Consider the following 15,072-nt stretch of genomic DNA (forward strand, 5'->3'; position numbering starts at 1 on the left):
ATTCGAAAAGCAAAGAGAAGAAAGAAGATTCACGAAGATGGCAGTTGAGATGTTCTATGACGACGACGCAGACCTGTCGGTCATCCAAGGTCGCAAGGTCGGTGTCATCGGCTACGGCAGCCAGGGTCATGCGCACTCGCTGAGCCTGCGCGACTCGGGTGTGCAGGTGAAGGTCGGTCTCAAGGAGGGCTCCAAGTCCCGCGAGAAGGTCACCGAGCAGGGCCTCGAGGTGGACACCCCCGCAGAGGTCGCCAAGTGGGCCGACGTGATCATGGTGCTCGCACCCGACACCGCGCAGGCCGACATCTTCAAGAACGACATCGAGCCGAACCTCAACGACGGCGACGCGCTGTTCTTCGGCCACGGCCTGAACATCCACTTCGACCTGATCAAGCCGCCGGCCAACGTGACGGTCGGCATGGTCGCCCCGAAGGGGCCGGGGCACCTGGTGCGTCGGCAGTTCGTCGACGGCAAGGGAGTGCCCTGCCTGATCGCGGTCGACCAAGACCCCAAGGGTGAGGGTCAGGCCCTGGCGCTGTCCTACGCCAAAGGCATCGGCGGGGCCCGGGCCGGCGTCATCAAGACCACGTTCAAGGACGAGACCGAGACCGATCTGTTCGGTGAGCAGGCCGTGTTGTGCGGTGGCACCGAAGAACTGGTCAAGACCGGCTTCGAGGTCATGGTCGAGGCCGGGTATGCGCCCGAGCTCGCCTACTTCGAGGTGCTGCACGAGCTCAAGTTGATCGTCGACCTGATGTACGAGGGCGGCATCGCGCGGATGAACTACTCGGTGTCCGACACCGCGGAGTTCGGCGGCTACCTGTCCGGTCCGCGCGTCATCGACGCCGACACCAAGGAGCGGATGCGCGGCATCCTCAAGGACATCCAGGACGGCAGCTTCGTCAAGGAGCTCGTCGCCAACGTCGAGGGCGGCAACAAGCGACTCGAGAAGCTGCGCAAGGAGAATGCCGAACACCCCATCGAGGTGACCGGCAAGAAGCTGCGTGACCTGATGAGCTGGGTCGATCGCCCGATCACCGAGACTGCCTAGTTCCTTGCGATTTCGGTGTAGTTCGTCACGTTGAGCGAGACGAGCTACACCGAAATCGCGTCTAGGACAGGCGGTCGGCCACACCGACCACGCGACGCGCCAGGTGGTCCAGCGCGTCCAGCGTGGGGTCCTCGAGGTCGTTGCTGTTTTCCGGCCCGGTGATGTGCCCGACGCCGTAGGGGTTGCCGTCGGCGAACTTGACACCGTCGGTGTATCCGGGCGGCACGATGATGCCGCCGAAGTGCATCAGGGAGATGTTGAGCGTGATCAGCGTCGTCTCCTGACCGCCATGCGCGGTTTGTGACGAGGTGAACGCGGCGTAGACCTTGTCGGCGAGCTTGCCCTGAGCCCAGAGGCCACCCAGCGAGTCGATGAAATTGCGGAACTGCGATGCCGTGTTGCCGAAACGGGTCGGCGATCCGAAGATCACCGCGTCGGCCCAGACGATGTCGTCACCGGTGGCTGCCGGGAGATCTTTGGTTGCTTCGTAATTGGCCGTCCACGCGGTGTTCTTCGCGAAGGAATCGGGGTCTCGTGTCTCGGCGATGTGCCGTACCCGGACTTCTGCGCCCGCAGACTCGGCTGCCGCTGCGACGCGGTTGGCCATCACGGTGCCGTGCCCCGTCGCCGAGTAGTAGATGACCGCGAGTTTTGTCATGTGGACAGCGTACTCAGGGCGACAGATTCGGCAGGTCCCTGATGCCGAACTCCTTGCGCAACACCGTGCGGGCGGCGTAGTACCCCGACATGCCGTGCACTCCACCGCCGGGCGGGGCCGCCGACGAGCACAGGTACGCCTTCGGGATCGGCGTCGACCACGGATCCCAGCGCAGTGCGGGACCGGTGAGTGCGCTGAACATGTTGTTGCCGCCGACGCCGATGTCTCCGCCGACGAGGTTGGCGTTGTGGTCGGCCAGTCGCGCCGCAGGAACGCTACGCACGCCGACGACCAGATCCCGGAAGCCCGGCGCGAAGCGCTCGACGATGCCGGTGACGGTTTCGGCCATGTCCATCGTGGAACCTTGCGGGACATGTGCGTAGGCCCACAGTGGCCGGCGACCCTGGGCGTCGATCCGGCTGGGATCGGCCAGGTGGGGGAGTGCGGCGAGCACCATCGGCCACTCGGCGTGCCGGCCGTCGGCGATCTCCTGCTCGGCGCGCGCCATCATGGACCGGTCACCGCCCAGGTGCAGCGTCGGAGCCTGCGCCAAACGCGAATCCCGCCAGGGGATCTCGCCGGAGAGCACGAAGTCGACCTTCGCCACCCCCGGTCCGTAGCGGTAGCCCCGCAGGGTCTTGGCGTAGCGCGAGGGCAACCGGTCTCCGTAGATCCCCAGCAGCGCGGTCGGCGCCGTGTCGTAGAGGACCACTCCCGAAGGTGGGTCCGTGACCGCTTCGCTGAGCGTCAGTTCGCCACCGTGCGAGCGCAGATCGGCCAGCAGCGCGTCCGGGATGGCCTGTGAGCCGCCGACGGGTATCGGCCAACCGACCGAATGGCCGAGGGTGGCCAACATCAGGCCCGCACCCGAAGCCACCAGCGAGGGCATCTGCGAGATCGTATGTGCCGCAACGCCGGTGAAGAGTGCCCGGGCGTCCTCCCCGGCGAGCGTGCCCCACGCCGGGCTGCCCTGGGCGAGCAGGCGAGGGGCGACCCGAAGCGCAGCCGTGATGCTCGGGGGGACGGACCGCTTGTCTCCGAGTAACAGGCCGACGACGCCGTCGGAGTCGGCCGACAACGGACCCAGCAGCCGACGCCACGACGCGCCGTCGTCGAGTTCGGCGCTGGTGCGTTCGATGTCGAGGTAGCCGATCGCGGCGGGTCGATCCGGCAGCGGGTTGCCGTAGGACACCTCGGGCACCGTCAGCGCCACCCCCCGCGCGCGCAGGTCGAATGCGGAGAAGAACGGCGACGCCAGGGCCAGCGGGTGCACGGCGGAGCAGATGTCGTGTGACACCCCGGAGAACTCGGGGTCGGGCAGGGTGCGGGCACCGCCTCCGTAGGTGGGCTGGGCCTCGATCACCCGTACCGATAGACCCGCTCGTGCGCAGATGACAGCGGCGGCCAGACCGTTGGGCCCGCTACCGACGATGGTGATGTCCACCGCTCCATTACAGCCCACTAGGCTGTCCGCGTGAGTTTGCCTGTAGTACTGATCGCCGACAAGCTGGCCCAATCGACGGTGGAAGCCCTCGGTGACCAGGTCGAAGTCCGTTGGGTGGATGGTCCGGACCGGGAGAAGCTGCTGGCTGCCGTCGTGGATGCCGACGCTCTGCTGGTGCGCTCGGCCACCACCGTCGACGCCGAGGTCCTCGCCGCGGCGCCGAAGCTCAAGATCGTCGCCCGCGCAGGAGTCGGACTCGACAACGTCGACGTCGATGCCGCCACGGCGCGCGGCGTCCTGGTGGTCAACGCCCCGACGTCGAACATCCACAGTGCCGCCGAGCACGCTTTGGCGCTGCTGCTGTCGACTGCGCGCCAGATCCCCGCCGCCGATGCCACGCTGCGGGAGCGCACCTGGAAGCGCTCGGCGTTCTCCGGCACCGAGATCTTCGGCAAGACCGTCGGTGTGGTGGGCCTCGGGCGCATCGGCCAGCTGGTGGCGCAGCGTCTCGCCGCTTTCGGCGCCCACATCACGGCCTACGACCCGTATGTGTCCCATGCACGCGCCGCGCAGTTGGGCATCGAGCTGTTGACACTCGACGAACTGCTGGCGCGCGCCGACTTCATCTCGGTTCACCTGCCCAAGACCAAGGAGACCGCAGGCCTGATCGGTAAGGATGCGCTGGCCAAGATCAAGCCGGGCGCCATCATCGTCAACGCCGCCCGCGGTGGCCTCATCGACGAGGCGGCGCTCGCCGAGGCCATCACCAGCGGTCACGTCCGCGGCGCGGGACTCGACGTTTTCTCGACCGAGCCGTGCACCGACAGTCCGCTGTTCGAGCTGCCGCAGGTGGTGGTGACGCCGCATCTGGGAGCGTCCACCGCCGAGGCGCAGGACCGGGCGGGCACCGACGTCGCAGCCAGCGTGAAGCTCGCGTTGGCCGGGGAGTTCGTACCGGACGCCGTCAACGTCGGCGGTGGCGTCGTCGGTGAAGAGGTGGCGCCCTGGCTCGACCTGGTGCGCAAGCTCGGCCTGCTCGCCGGTGTGCTGTCGAGCGAACTGCCGGTGTCGCTGTCGGTGCAGGTGTACGGCGAGCTGGCCGGCGAAGAGGTCGAGGTGCTCAAACTCTCGGCATTGCGTGGCCTGTTCTCGGCGGTGATCGAGGATCAGGTCACTTTCGTCAACGCGCCGGCGCTGGCCGCCGAGCGCGGCGTGGAAGCGTCGATCACCACCGCCTCGGAGAGCCCCAACCACCGCAGCGTCGTCGACGTGCGTGCCGTCGGGGCCGACGGGTCGACGGTGAACGTCGCCGGCACGCTGACCGGCCCGCAACTGGTCGAGAAGATCGTCCAGATCAACGCCCGAAACCTGGATCTGCGTGCCGAGGGCGTCAACCTGATCATCAACTACGACGACCAGCCCGGTGCGCTCGGCAAGATCGGTACGCTGCTCGGCGGCGCCGGGGCCAACATCCTTGCCGCGCAGCTCAGTCAGGACGCCGACGGCGAGGGCGCGACGATCATGCTGCGGCTGGACCGTCAGGTGTCCGACGATGTGCTCTCCGCCATCAGTCGCGACGTGAACGCGGTGACGCTGGAAGTGGTGGATCTCTCATGAGACTGGCCGTGATCGCCGGCGACGGCATCGGACCGGAGGTCATCGGCGAAGCGCTGACGGTGCTCGACGCCGTACTGCCCGGCGTGCAGAAGACCGAGTACGACCTCGGCGCTCGGCAGTACCACGCGACCGGCGAGGTGCTGCCCGACTCGGTGCTCGCCGAGTTGAAGGGGCACGACGCGATTCTGTTGGGCGCCATCGGCGATCCGTCGGTGCCCAGCGGACTGCTCGAACGTGGGCTGCTGTTGCGTGTCCGGTTCGAACTGGACCACCACATCAACCTGCGGCCGGGCCGGCTCTATCCCGGTGTGCAGAGCCCGCTGGCCGGCAACCCCGAGATCGACTTCGTTGTCGTCCGGGAAGGCACCGAGGGGCCCTACACCGGTAACGGTGGCGCCATCCGGGTCGACACGCCCCATGAGATCGCCACCGAGGTGAGCGTCAACACCGCCTACGGGGTGCGCCGGGTCGTGCAGGACGCATTCGGTCGAGCGCAGCAGCGGCGCAAGCATCTGACCCTGGTGCACAAGAACAACGTCCTGACCTACGCCGGGTCGCTGTGGTGGCGCACGGTGCAGGCCGTGGCACCGGAGTATCCCGACGTCGAGGTCGCGTACCTGCATGTCGACGCCGCCACCATCCACCTGGTCACCGACCCGGGCCGGTTCGACGTCATCGTCACCGACAACCTCTTCGGGGACATCATCACCGATCTGGCAGCGGCCGTGTGCGGCGGCATCGGTCTGGCTGCCAGCGGCAATATCGATGCGACGCGGACGAATCCGTCGATGTTCGAGCCGGTGCACGGCAGCGCCCCGGACATCGCGGGCCAGGGCATCGCGGATCCGACGGCAGCGGTCATGTCGGTGGCGCTGCTGCTGGCGCACCTGGGCGAGCTCAGCGCCGCGGCGCGGGTCGACAAGGCCGTCGAGGAGCATCTCGCGACGCGTGGTGACGAGAAACTGTCGACATCGGCCGTGGGCGCCCGAATCCTGGGGAAGCTGTAGGCATCTCCGGACGGTTCGCGACGCTGACGCGGCAGTGTCGGCTGTTCGCGATCGGTTCGGCGTTCTTCGCCACGGCGACGGTTCCCGGGTTCCCGGCGTGGGCCGGGGCCGGTGCCGCCAACTTCCTGTGCTTCGTCGGCTCATTTTTCTTCACCACCGCTGCGTGGATGCAGCTGGCACAGGCAACCGGGTCCGACCATTCTCCCGCCGAACGAGCCTCGGCTGCAGTTCAGTTCGTCGGCACGCTGCTGTTCAACCTGGGCACCGGCGCGTCGGTTCTGGCGCACGCCGTGACGGCGGAACGGCGGTATGTGTGGACTCCCGACGCGGTCGGGTCGAGCGCATTCCTGCTCAGCGGCGTCCTCGGTTTCGTCGCTGTCACCGCCACCGTGGGATTGTTCGAACTCCGGTCTCGGGACTGGTGGGCGTCGGCGATCAACCTGATCGGCTGCGTCGCGTTCGGGGTGTCGGCGATCGCCGCATTCGTCCGGGTCACCGGGGTGACCGCCGATGCGCGGCTGGCCAACCTCGGCACGTTCGTCGGGGCGCTGTGCTTTCTGGCGGCCGCGCTGATGGCGTTGCCGCGCCGGCTCACTCGCCCGGGCGGTTAGTGCGCGAGGAAGTCACAGGCACCGCGGGGATCGCCAGCAGTGGGAACAGCGCGCACACCGCAAAGGTGATCGGGTAACCGGCGACGCCGATCAGCGCGCCGAACAAGGGCGGAACGAGACCGGAGGTGAACAACTGGCTGGTGTTCTGGGTGCCCAACGCCCGACCGCTCCAGAACGGGCCGGCGATCTCGGCGATCGCGGTGAAGGCCAAGCCGTTGTCCGACACGGTGACCACCGATGCCACCATCATCAACCCGATGCTCAGCGGTGAGTCGAGCCAGTCGGTCAGTGCCATCAGCGCCATGGCCGCCGCCGCAGCGAGCGCGATCGTCCGGATGGGCCGCAGGCGCGCGCCGAGGACATCTCCGGAGCGCTTCAGCACGGCGTCCGACCAACGTCCCGCCGCGATCCGCCCGCCGGCGCCCAGCACCTGCGCCGCGGTGACCAGTAGCCCCGCCGATCCGGGCGACCACCCGTGTTCACTGATCAACCACGCCAGTGTGAATGTCCAGACCAGTACCTGCGGCACCACCAGCAGGACCGAGACGAGGTGAATGCGCATCAACAGCCGCGAGTCCCGATAGGGGTTGGCGAGATCGGCCGCCGGCGCGCCGGCGCGCGGCGGCCGGGGCGGATCGACAACGGCCACGGCACATATCACCGCCGACGCCGAGCACACGATCGCGGGGAACAGTAAGGCCCCTGCGACGCCGTGGGATTCCGCGACTCGGGGGATGACCAGCGCACCGAGGCCCACTCCCAGTGGTTGGGCGGTCTGCCGGATTCCCATCACCAGGCCCCGCTTTTCGGCGGCGAACCAGCCGACAACCAGTCGCCCGCTTGCGGTATTGCTGCTCGCAGCGGCCATCCCGCCGAGGAACAGGAACACGCTGATCGCGACCAGAGAGTCCGCCGACGCGGCAGCGAACGCGGCGGCGGCGGTGAGCGCGGAACCCAGTGCCAACACCAGGCGTTCCCCGACACGATCCACGACGTATCCCCAGGCGATCAGCGTTACCACCATGCCCAGGCTGGGCATCGCCGATACCAGCCCCGCCTGGGCCAGGTCGAGACCGCGCTCGCTGTGCAGGGTGGGGATGAGAAATGCCACTCCGTTGATGAACACGTTCGCGCACAGGGTTGCCGACAGTGCGATGACCAGCATCGACCAGCGCCTGAAATCACTCACCGACGACACGGACACGGCGCCATCGTCGCACACGGGTCTCATGGTGCAGAATCCATATCTCATCTGATGAGATGAGTCGAGCGGTCGACGCGGTGCCGATCGGATCGGGTGGCCCGGGCATTACGCTGTGACAATGCGTCTCGGCCGAATTGCCAGTCCCGACGGAGTCGCCTTCGTGAGTATCGAAGGCGACCCGAGCGAAGCGACATGTAGGGAGATCGCCGAGCACCCGTTCGGCAATCCGACGTTCACCGGTCGGAGTTGGCCGCTGGCCGACGTCCGGCTGCTGGCTCCCATCCTGGCCAGCAAGGTGGTCTGCATGGGTAAGAATTACGCCGCGCACGCCGCGGAGATGGGCGGCACCGCGCCGGAGGATCCGGTGATCTTCCTCAAGCCGAACACCTCGATCATCGGCCCCAACACTCCGATTCAGCTGCCCGCGGATGCGCACCCCGTGCACCACGAGGGTGAACTGGCCGTGGTGATCGGCCGCCCCTGCAAGGATGTGCCGGCGTCGCGGGCTGCCGAGAACATCCTCGGGTACACCATCGCCAACGACGTGTCGGCGCGCGATCAGCAGCGCAAGGACGGGCAGTGGATGCGGGCCAAGGGCCACGACACCTTCTGCCCTGTCGGACCGTGGATCGTCACCGACCTGGACCCCAGTGATCTGGATCTGCGGACCGCCGTCAACGGCGAGACGCGCCAGGACTCCAACACCGCGCTGATGATCCATGACGTCGGGGCGATCATCGAGTGGGTGTCGGCGGTGATGACCCTGCTCCCGGGCGACCTGATCCTGACCGGGACGCCGGAAGGGGTCGGCCCGATCGAGGACGGGGACACCGTCAGCATCACCATCTCGGGAATCGGAACGCTTTCCAATCCCGTTGTCCGAAAAGGAAAGCAGTGACCAACCCTCCCGTCAGAGTCCGCTTCTGCCCCTCGCCGACCGGCACCCCCCACGTCGGTCTGGTGCGCACCGCGCTGTTCAACTGGGCCTACGCCCGACACACCGGCGGCACGTTCGTCTTCCGCATCGAGGACACCGACGCCCAGCGTGACAGTGCGGAGAGTTATGCCGCGATCCTGGACGCGCTGCGCTGGCTGGGGCTGGACTGGGACGAGGGGCCTGAGGTCGGTGGGCCCTACGAGCCCTACCGGCAGTCACAGCGGTCCGAGCTCTATCGCGAGGTGCTCGCGAAGCTCGTCAGCGCCGGCGAGGCGTACGAGGCGTATTCGACCGCCGACGAGGTCGAGGCCAGGCACCTGGCCGCCGGCCGCAATCCGAAACTCGGCTACGACAACTTCGACCGCGACCTGACCGACGAACAGCGCGCCGCCTTCCGCGCTGAGGGCCGCAATCCGGTGTTGCGCCTGCGGATGCCCGACGCCGACCTGTCCTGGACGGACCTCGTGCGGGGCCAGACGACCTTCCCGGCCGGGTCCGTGCCGGACTTCGCGCTGACCCGAGGCAGCGGAGAACCGTTGTACACGTTGGTCAATCCGGTCGACGACGCACTGATGAAGATCACCCACGTGCTGCGCGGTGAGGACATCATGCCGTCCACGCCGCGCCAGATCGCGCTCTATCAGGCGTTGATCCGGATCGGGGTTGCCGAGCAGGTGCCTCAATTCGCTCACCTGCCAAGTGTTCTGGGCGACGGCAACAAGAAGCTCTCGAAGCGGGATCCGCAGTCCAACCTGTTCCTGCACCGTGACCGCGGGTTCCTTCCCGAGGGTCTGCTGAACTATCTGGCCCTGCTCGGCTGGGGCATCGCCGACGATCACGACATTTTCAGCCTCGATGAGATGGTGGCCGCCTTCGACGTGGCCGACGTCAACTCGAATCCGGCGCGCTTCGACCAGAAGAAGGCCGACGCGATCAACGCCGAGCACATCCGGTTGCTCGACGAGGAGGTGTTCACCCGACGCCTGACCGACTTCTTCGCCGCACACGGCCACCACACGGGACTGGACGACACGCAGTTCGCCGAGGCGGCCAGGCTGGTTCAGACCCGCATCGTGGTGCTCGGTGATGCCTGGGAGCTGCTCAAGTTCCTCGACGACTCGTCGTTTGCACTCGATGAGAAGTCAGCGGCCAAGGAGTTGAAGCCCGAAGCCGCGCCGGTCCTCGGCGCTGCGCTGGCCGCACTCGAGGAAGTCGGGCACTGGGCCACCGCCGAGATCGAGGAGGCGCTGAAGGCGGCACTGGTGGACGGCCTCGAGCTGAAACCACGCAAAGCGTTCGGTCCGGTCCGCGTCGCTGTGACCGGCTCGTCGGTGAGCCCGCCGCTGTTCGAGTCGCTGGAACTGCTCGGCCGCGACCGCAGCCTGGACCGGCTACGGGCCGGCCGTGAGCGGGCCGGTGCCGCCTCGGCGGAGGCGTGAGAAAAACAGTGCCGAATATTTGATAGTGTGCTCGTCGGCCCGCCCGAAGGCGCAGCGCGGCACAGCCGCAGCGCTCTCGGATCGGGAAATGGCCCGTGACCAGCGGTGATGGGCTTCCAGTGGGGTATGGTGTAATTGGCAACACAGCGGTTTCTGGTACCGCCATTCTAGGTTCGAGTCCTGGTACCCCAGCCAATGCAACGGATTAGGTCAGCTTTCTCACCTGAGCTATGCTGACGCTCCGAAAATAGTTCTGGCCCCCGTCGTCTAGCGGCCTAGGACGCCGCCCTCTCACGGCGGTAGCGTGGGTTCGAATCCCATCGGGGGTACAACACTTCTGGGCGGCCTCAGAGCCGTCGCGTCAGCGCCTCGGCGGCGGCGACGAGGTCGGTCGCCCACCTGGCTCCGGGGCGCCTGCCCATCCTGTCGATCGGACCGGATACCGAGACCGCCGCGATCACCGCACCCCGCCCGTCACGCACCGGTGCGGACACGCTGGCCACACCGGGTTCGCGCTCGGCCGCACTCTGCGCCCATCCGCGCCTGCGGACTTCGGCCAGCGTCCGGTCGGTGAACGTGGCCGACGGCAGGATGGCCTGCTGGGTCGCCGTATCGGCGTAGGCAAGAAGCACTTTGGCCCCGGATCCGGCGTTCATCGGCAGGTGTGTTCCGACCGGCACCGTATCGCGCAGTCCCGAGGGGGGTTCCAGCGCCGCGATGCAGATTCGGGCGCTGCCTTCGCGCCGGTACAGCTGCACACTCTCACCGGTGAGTTCGCGCAATCGCGGCAGTACCGCGGCGCCTGCGGACAACAGCGGATCGTTGATGTGCCCTGCGAGTTCGGTGAGTGCGGGGCCGAGACGCCACTGCCCGTCACCGTCGCGGGCCAGCAGTCGGTGCACTTCCAACCCGACGGCCAGTCGGTGAGCGGTCGCCCGCGGCAGGTCGGTGCGTTCGCAGAGATCCGCGAGACCGCACGGGGACTGGGCCACCGCGTGCAGCACCCCCACAGCTTTGTCCAACACGCCGATGCCGCTATCCTGTCTCACAAGGAGATACTAGCGTCCCAGATTGTGAGATAGTCAAGATGGCCGTCACGAACCAGCCCCGCACGCTCGCCGAGAAGGTGTGGAGCGACCACGTCGTTGTTCCCGGATCCGGTGAGGGGGCCGCACGTGAGCCGGACCTGATCTACATCGACCTGCATCTCGTGCACGAGGTGACGAGCCCGCAGGCATTCGACGGGTTGCGACTGGCCGGCCGTCCGGTTCACCGGCCGGATCTGACGATCGCCACCGAGGATCACAACGTGCCGACCATCGACATCGACCAGCCCATCGCCGATCCGATCTCCCGGACCCAGGTCGACACGCTTCGCCGCAACTGTGCGGAGTTCGGCGTCAGGCTGCACCGGATGGGAGATGTCGAGCAGGGCATCGTGCACATCATCGGGCCTCAGCTCGGGCTGACCCAGCCCGGCACGACGGTCGTGTGTGGGGACAGTCACACCTCCACCCACGGGGCGTTCGGCGCTCTGGCGATGGGCATCGGCACCTCAGAGGTCGAGCATGTGCTGGCCACCCAGACGCTGTCGCTGCGGCCCTTCAAGACGATGGCCGTCAACGTCGACGGTGTGCTGCCGCCCGGAGTCAGCGCCAAGGACGTCATCCTCGCGGTGATCGCCAAGATCGGCACCGGCGGAGGCCAGGGTTACGTCATCGAATACCGCGGCAGCGCCATCGAATCTCTGTCGATGGAAGGCCGGATGACGATCTGCAACATGAGTATCGAAGCGGGTGCCCGGGCAGGCATGGTCGCTCCCGACGAGACGACCTACGAGTTCCTGCGCGGTCGGCCCCACGCCCCGCAGGGTGCCGACTGGGACGCGGCTGTCGACGCGTGGAGCCGGTTACGTACCGACGACGGCGCGGAATTCGACGCCGAGGTCTACATCGACGCATCGACGCTGAGCCCGTTCGTCACCTGGGGGACCAACCCCGGTCAGGGCGTACCTCTGGCCGCTTCGGTCCCCGACCCCGACCTGATGGTCGACGAGGGCGAACGTCAGGCCGCCGAAAAGGCGTTGACCTACATGGACCTTCGGGCCGGCACGGCGATGCGCGATATTTCGGTGGACACGGTGTTCGTCGGCTCCTGCACCAACGGCAGGATCGAAGATCTGCGCGTGGTCGCCGACGTGCTGCGGGGTCGCAAGGTCGCCGAGGGCGTTCGGATGCTGGTCGTCCCCGGATCCATGCGGGTGCGGGCCCAGGCGGAATCCGAGGGCCTGGGTGAGATCTTCACCGCCGCAGGTGCGGAATGGCGGCAGGCCGGCTGTTCGATGTGCCTGGGTATGAACCCCGACCAACTGGCTCCCGGCGAGCGGTGCGCTTCGACGTCCAATCGCAATTTCGAGGGCAGGCAAGGCAAAGGCGGGCGCACGCACCTGGTGTCGCCGGCGGTCGCCGCGGCGACCGCGGTCCGCGGCACGCTGTCCTCCCCGGCGGATCTGCCCGCCGTGAGCGCCCACTGAAACCCGACAGGAGACTGTGATGGAAGCCATTCGCACCCACACCGGAATCGGCGTGCCGCTGCGTCGCTCGAATGTGGACACCGATCAGATCATTCCTGCGGAGTACCTGAAGCGGGTGACCCGAACAGGATTCGAGGACGGTCTCTTCGCGGCCTGGCGCAACGATCCGGCGTTCATTCTCAATCAGGCGCCTTTCGACCACGGATCCGTGTTGGTCGCGGGACCGGATTTCGGCACGGGTTCGTCTCGGGAGCATGCCGTCTGGGCGCTCATGGACTTCGGATTCCGGGTGGTGATCTCGTCCCGGTTCGCCGATATCTTCCGGGGGAACGCGGGCAAGGCCGGACTCCTGGCGGCAGAAGTCGCACAAGACGACGTCGAATTGTTGTGGAAACTCATCGAGCAGCAGCCGGGTCTGGAAATCACTGTGAATCTTCAAGATCGAACGGTTGCCGCGGGAACGGTCATGGTGCCGTTCAACATTGACGACTACACCGCCTGGCGGTTGCTCGAAGGGCTCGATGATATAGGCCTTACGCTGCGCAAACGCGATCAGATCGAGGAATACGAAGCCGGTCGCCCGAGCTGGAAACCGCGCACTCTGCCGGTCTGACAAACGGGCTCCGGGGGCCAAATCACCCCGTGCCAACCCCCTTTTGGGGGCGTCCGGTAGGACGCCAAGGGCGGCAACCGGATTGAAAAAGTTCGCTGGCTTCGACTGAAATTGCGCGTGGCTCTTGGAAATCAGCGGCCATTGGGTTTACCGTGTGCACTAGTCGGTTCAAAGTGGACCACTGGTATTCGGAGGTTTTGCATGAATAAAGCAGAGCTCATCGACGTACTCACGGAGAAATTGGGCTCGGATCGCCGGCAGGCAACTGCGGCGGTTGAGAATGTCGTTGACACCATCGTGCGTGCGGTTCACAAGGGTGAGAGTGTGACAATCACCGGCTTCGGCGTTTTCGAACAGCGTCGTCGTGCGGCCCGCGTCGCGCGCAACCCGCGCACCGGCGAGACGGTGAAGGTCAAGCCGACCTCCGTTCCGGCGTTCCGTCCGGGCGCTCAGTTCAAGGCCGTTGTCTCTGGCGCACAGCGCCTCCCGGCAGAGGGACCCGCGGTCAAGCGTGGCGTGACGGCGGGCAGCACCGCTCGTAAAGCTGTCAAGAAGGCCGCCGTCAAGAAGGCTGTCGCCAAGAAGGCCGCTCCGGCGGTCAAGAAGGCCGCTGTCAAGAAGGCAGTTGCCAAGAAGGCAGCTCCTGCCAAGAAGGCTCCGGCGAAGAAGGCTCCTGCCAAGAAGGCAGCTCCTGCCAAGAAGGCTGCTCCCGCCAAGAAGGCTCCGGCCAAGAAGGCAGCTCCTGCCAAGAAGGCTGCTCCCGCCAAGAAGGCTCCGGCCAAGAAGGCGGCACCTGCCAAGAAGGCTGCTCCTGCCAAGAAGGCTCCCGCCAAGAAGGCTCCGGCCAAGCGCGGTCGCAAGTAATCACACCACCAGATGCGCCGCGGGTCCTCAGGACCCGCGGCGTATTTGTGTTGGCAGGGGTCTTTAGTGCCGGTGTCGGCGCAGGTGGGTCTTTGAATTCATCTGCGGCGTCACTTCTTCGGGGCCAGTGCACTGTCGATGTGGTCGGCGGCGATGAGCCGGCCACCGGCCAGCGACAGGACCCACGTGCTGCCCTTACGGTTTCGTGACTTGTCCGGCCGGACCCCGTCGCTCTCGCACCACCACGCGATGAGGTCGGGAATGACCTTGCCCTGAGTGCAGATCACCGGGTTGGTTGTGGCATCCGCGATCTCGAGAATGCGCTGGCGGCCGGCCTTCCGGTTGTCCGCGTACGCCTCCTCGGTGAGGGCAGGCTCACTTCGGATCTCCACTCCCAACTCCTCGGCCAGCGGATCGAGCGTCTGCTGACACCGGACCCGGTCTGCGGCGAACAGCTCGCCGGCGCCGAATGAGAGGAGCTGCCCGACAAGCGACTCCGCCTGCGCCCGGCCGTGCTTGTCGAGGGGACGTTGCCGGTCGTCTCCCTTGTATCTGGTTCTGCTTCCCGCGGTGGCATGCCGAACGATCATCACCGTCTGGGTGTCGGCAGGCATCTTCAGGAAACGACGCAGCACCTTGCGATCGTGTGGGTAGGTCAAGGCCGTCATCGCCTGCGGGGCCGGCAGCCATTTGAGATCGTCGGCCTCGTCGTTGGCGGTGAACTCCCCACCGACGCTACGCGCCGCCCAGTAGCGCACCTTCTTCACCGCCTGATCGACGGGGTAGCTCACCGTCGTCAGGCGGCGCCCGAGATGCGCGTGAAAGCCCGTCTCCTCCTCGATCTCACGGACGGCGGTGACGGGTTCCGTCTCATCGGGATCGACCTTTCCCTTGGGTAGCGACCAGTCGTCGTAGCGGGGTCGGTGGATGATCGCGACCTCCGGCGTGCCCGTGACATCGTGGGGTCGCCACAACACGGCACCGGCGGCCAGGATCGGCTTCTTCTTCGTCGCCGGGTCCGGTGGGCTGTTCTTGGACACCTCAACTCCTGCAGGTCATCGCGGCTGATTCAGTGGCTCTCGGTCCGCGTCGTC

The 15,072-nt window shown here is 66.8% G+C and carries 14 protein-coding genes and 2 tRNA genes; 11 read left to right on the forward strand and 5 right to left on the reverse strand.

Annotated features, from left to right (window positions below):
* The first annotated feature begins 49 nt into the window (after positions 1 to 49).
* A complete protein-coding gene (gene ilvC, locus ABDC78_RS10355; protein WP_347133492.1) occupies positions 50 to 1,051 on the forward strand; it encodes a ketol-acid reductoisomerase in 1,002 nt (333 codons plus the stop codon).
* A gap of 61 nt (positions 1,052 to 1,112) precedes the next feature.
* On the opposite strand, the gene wrbA is transcribed toward ilvC, so the two are convergent.
* On the reverse strand, positions 1,113 to 1,709 hold the full coding sequence (gene wrbA, locus ABDC78_RS10360; RefSeq protein WP_178362139.1) for an NAD(P)H:quinone oxidoreductase: 597 nt from the start codon (positions 1,707 to 1,709) through the stop codon (positions 1,113 to 1,115).
* 13 nt (positions 1,710 to 1,722) lie between these two features.
* A complete protein-coding gene (locus ABDC78_RS10365; protein WP_178362140.1) occupies positions 1,723 to 3,153 on the reverse strand; it encodes an NAD(P)/FAD-dependent oxidoreductase in 1,431 nt (476 codons plus the stop codon).
* 30 nt (positions 3,154 to 3,183) lie between these two features.
* On the opposite strand from ABDC78_RS10365, the gene serA reads away from it, so the two are divergent.
* The 3 genes from serA to ABDC78_RS10380 are packed head-to-tail and all read left to right on the forward strand — an operon-like array spanning position 3,184 to position 6,388.
* On the forward strand, positions 3,184 to 4,770 hold the full coding sequence (serA, locus tag ABDC78_RS10370) for a phosphoglycerate dehydrogenase (RefSeq protein WP_178362141.1): 1,587 nt from the start codon (positions 3,184 to 3,186) through the stop codon (positions 4,768 to 4,770).
* Complete coding sequence (locus ABDC78_RS10375) at positions 4,767 to 5,777, forward strand: 3-isopropylmalate dehydrogenase (protein WP_178362142.1); 1,011 nt, start codon at positions 4,767 to 4,769, stop codon at positions 5,775 to 5,777. The genes serA and ABDC78_RS10375 overlap by 4 nt, the downstream gene beginning before the upstream one ends.
* Before the next feature lie 41 nt (positions 5,778 to 5,818).
* Positions 5,819 to 6,388 carry a hypothetical protein gene (locus tag ABDC78_RS10380; RefSeq protein WP_178362379.1) on the forward strand — a complete coding sequence of 190 codons (570 nt, stop codon included), beginning with the start codon at positions 5,819 to 5,821 and terminating at the stop codon, positions 6,386 to 6,388.
* Here the strand turns inward: ABDC78_RS10380 and ABDC78_RS10385 are convergent.
* Positions 6,369 to 7,592: an MFS transporter gene (locus ABDC78_RS10385; protein ID WP_347133493.1), complete on the reverse strand. Its 1,224-nt coding sequence runs from the start codon at positions 7,590 to 7,592 to the stop codon at positions 6,369 to 6,371. The genes ABDC78_RS10380 and ABDC78_RS10385 overlap by 20 nt on opposite strands.
* A gap of 118 nt (positions 7,593 to 7,710) precedes the next feature.
* Here ABDC78_RS10385 and ABDC78_RS10390 point away from each other — a divergent pair, with 118 nt between their 5' ends.
* The 4 genes from ABDC78_RS10390 (at position 7,711) to ABDC78_RS10405 (ending at position 10,297) form a co-directional block, all read left to right on the forward strand.
* The gene (locus tag ABDC78_RS10390; protein ID WP_178362144.1) at positions 7,711 to 8,490 is read left to right on the forward strand and encodes a fumarylacetoacetate hydrolase family protein; all 780 of its coding nucleotides are present in this window, start codon (positions 7,711 to 7,713) and stop codon (positions 8,488 to 8,490) included.
* Positions 8,487 to 9,968, forward strand: a complete 1,482-nt coding sequence (gene gltX / locus ABDC78_RS10395) for a glutamate--tRNA ligase (protein WP_178362145.1) — start codon at positions 8,487 to 8,489, stop codon at positions 9,966 to 9,968. The genes ABDC78_RS10390 and gltX overlap by 4 nt, the downstream gene beginning before the upstream one ends.
* A 120-nt stretch (positions 9,969 to 10,088) precedes the next feature.
* Positions 10,089 to 10,163: transfer RNA gene (locus tag ABDC78_RS10400), tRNA-Gln, on the forward strand.
* A gap of 61 nt (positions 10,164 to 10,224) precedes the next feature.
* Positions 10,225 to 10,297, forward strand: a tRNA-Glu gene (locus ABDC78_RS10405).
* An 18-nt stretch (positions 10,298 to 10,315) separates the two neighbouring features.
* Here ABDC78_RS10405 and ABDC78_RS10410 read toward each other — a convergent pair.
* On the reverse strand, positions 10,316 to 11,017 hold the full coding sequence (locus ABDC78_RS10410; protein WP_178362146.1) for an IclR family transcriptional regulator: 702 nt from the start codon (positions 11,015 to 11,017) through the stop codon (positions 10,316 to 10,318).
* A 38-nt stretch (positions 11,018 to 11,055) separates the two neighbouring features.
* On the opposite strand from ABDC78_RS10410, the gene leuC reads away from it, so the two are divergent.
* The 3 genes from leuC to ABDC78_RS10425 all read left to right on the forward strand — a co-directional run bounded on the left by leuC (position 11,056) and on the right by ABDC78_RS10425 (position 13,978).
* Positions 11,056 to 12,501, forward strand: coding sequence for a 3-isopropylmalate dehydratase large subunit (gene leuC, locus ABDC78_RS10415; RefSeq protein ID WP_178362147.1), 1,446 nt, complete (start codon positions 11,056 to 11,058; stop codon positions 12,499 to 12,501).
* Between the two features lie 19 nt (positions 12,502 to 12,520).
* Positions 12,521 to 13,114 carry a 3-isopropylmalate dehydratase small subunit gene (leuD, locus tag ABDC78_RS10420; protein ID WP_178362148.1) on the forward strand — a complete coding sequence of 198 codons (594 nt, stop codon included), beginning with the start codon at positions 12,521 to 12,523 and terminating at the stop codon, positions 13,112 to 13,114.
* A gap of 201 nt (positions 13,115 to 13,315) precedes the next feature.
* On the forward strand, positions 13,316 to 13,978 hold the full coding sequence (locus ABDC78_RS10425; protein ID WP_178362149.1) for an HU family DNA-binding protein: 663 nt from the start codon (positions 13,316 to 13,318) through the stop codon (positions 13,976 to 13,978).
* A 110-nt stretch (positions 13,979 to 14,088) separates the two neighbouring features.
* Here the strand turns inward: ABDC78_RS10425 and ABDC78_RS10430 are convergent, their stop codons facing one another.
* The gene (locus tag ABDC78_RS10430; protein WP_178362150.1) at positions 14,089 to 15,018 is read right to left on the reverse strand and encodes a bifunctional NUDIX hydrolase/histidine phosphatase family protein; all 930 of its coding nucleotides are present in this window, start codon (positions 15,016 to 15,018) and stop codon (positions 14,089 to 14,091) included.
* Between the last annotated feature and the right edge of the window lie 54 nt (positions 15,019 to 15,072).

Origin of the sequence: Mycobacterium sp. DL (assembly GCF_039729195.1) — a bacterium.
Classification (GTDB): Bacteria; Actinomycetota; Actinomycetes; order Mycobacteriales; family Mycobacteriaceae; genus Mycobacterium; species Mycobacterium hippocampi_A.

What these genes read in the sequence shown, in the direction of transcription:
- ilvC (WP_347133492.1), top strand. Translation starts at nt 50, where the DNA reads ATGTTCTATGACGACGACGCAGACCTGTCGGTCATCCAAGGTCGCAAG.
- ABDC78_RS10390 (WP_178362144.1), top strand. Translation starts at nt 7,711, where the DNA reads ATGCGTCTCGGCCGAATTGCCAGTCCCGACGGAGTCGCCTTCGTGAGT.
- ABDC78_RS10425 (WP_178362149.1), top strand. Translation starts at nt 13,316, where the DNA reads ATGAATAAAGCAGAGCTCATCGACGTACTCACGGAGAAATTGGGCTCG.
- wrbA (WP_178362139.1), bottom strand. Translation starts at nt 1,709, where the DNA reads ATGACAAAACTCGCGGTCATCTACTACTCGGCGACGGGGCACGGCACC.
- leuD (WP_178362148.1), top strand. Translation starts at nt 12,521, where the DNA reads ATGGAAGCCATTCGCACCCACACCGGAATCGGCGTGCCGCTGCGTCGC.
- leuC (WP_178362147.1), top strand. Translation starts at nt 11,056, where the DNA reads ATGGCCGTCACGAACCAGCCCCGCACGCTCGCCGAGAAGGTGTGGAGC.
- ABDC78_RS10375 (WP_178362142.1), top strand. Translation starts at nt 4,767, where the DNA reads ATGAGACTGGCCGTGATCGCCGGCGACGGCATCGGACCGGAGGTCATC.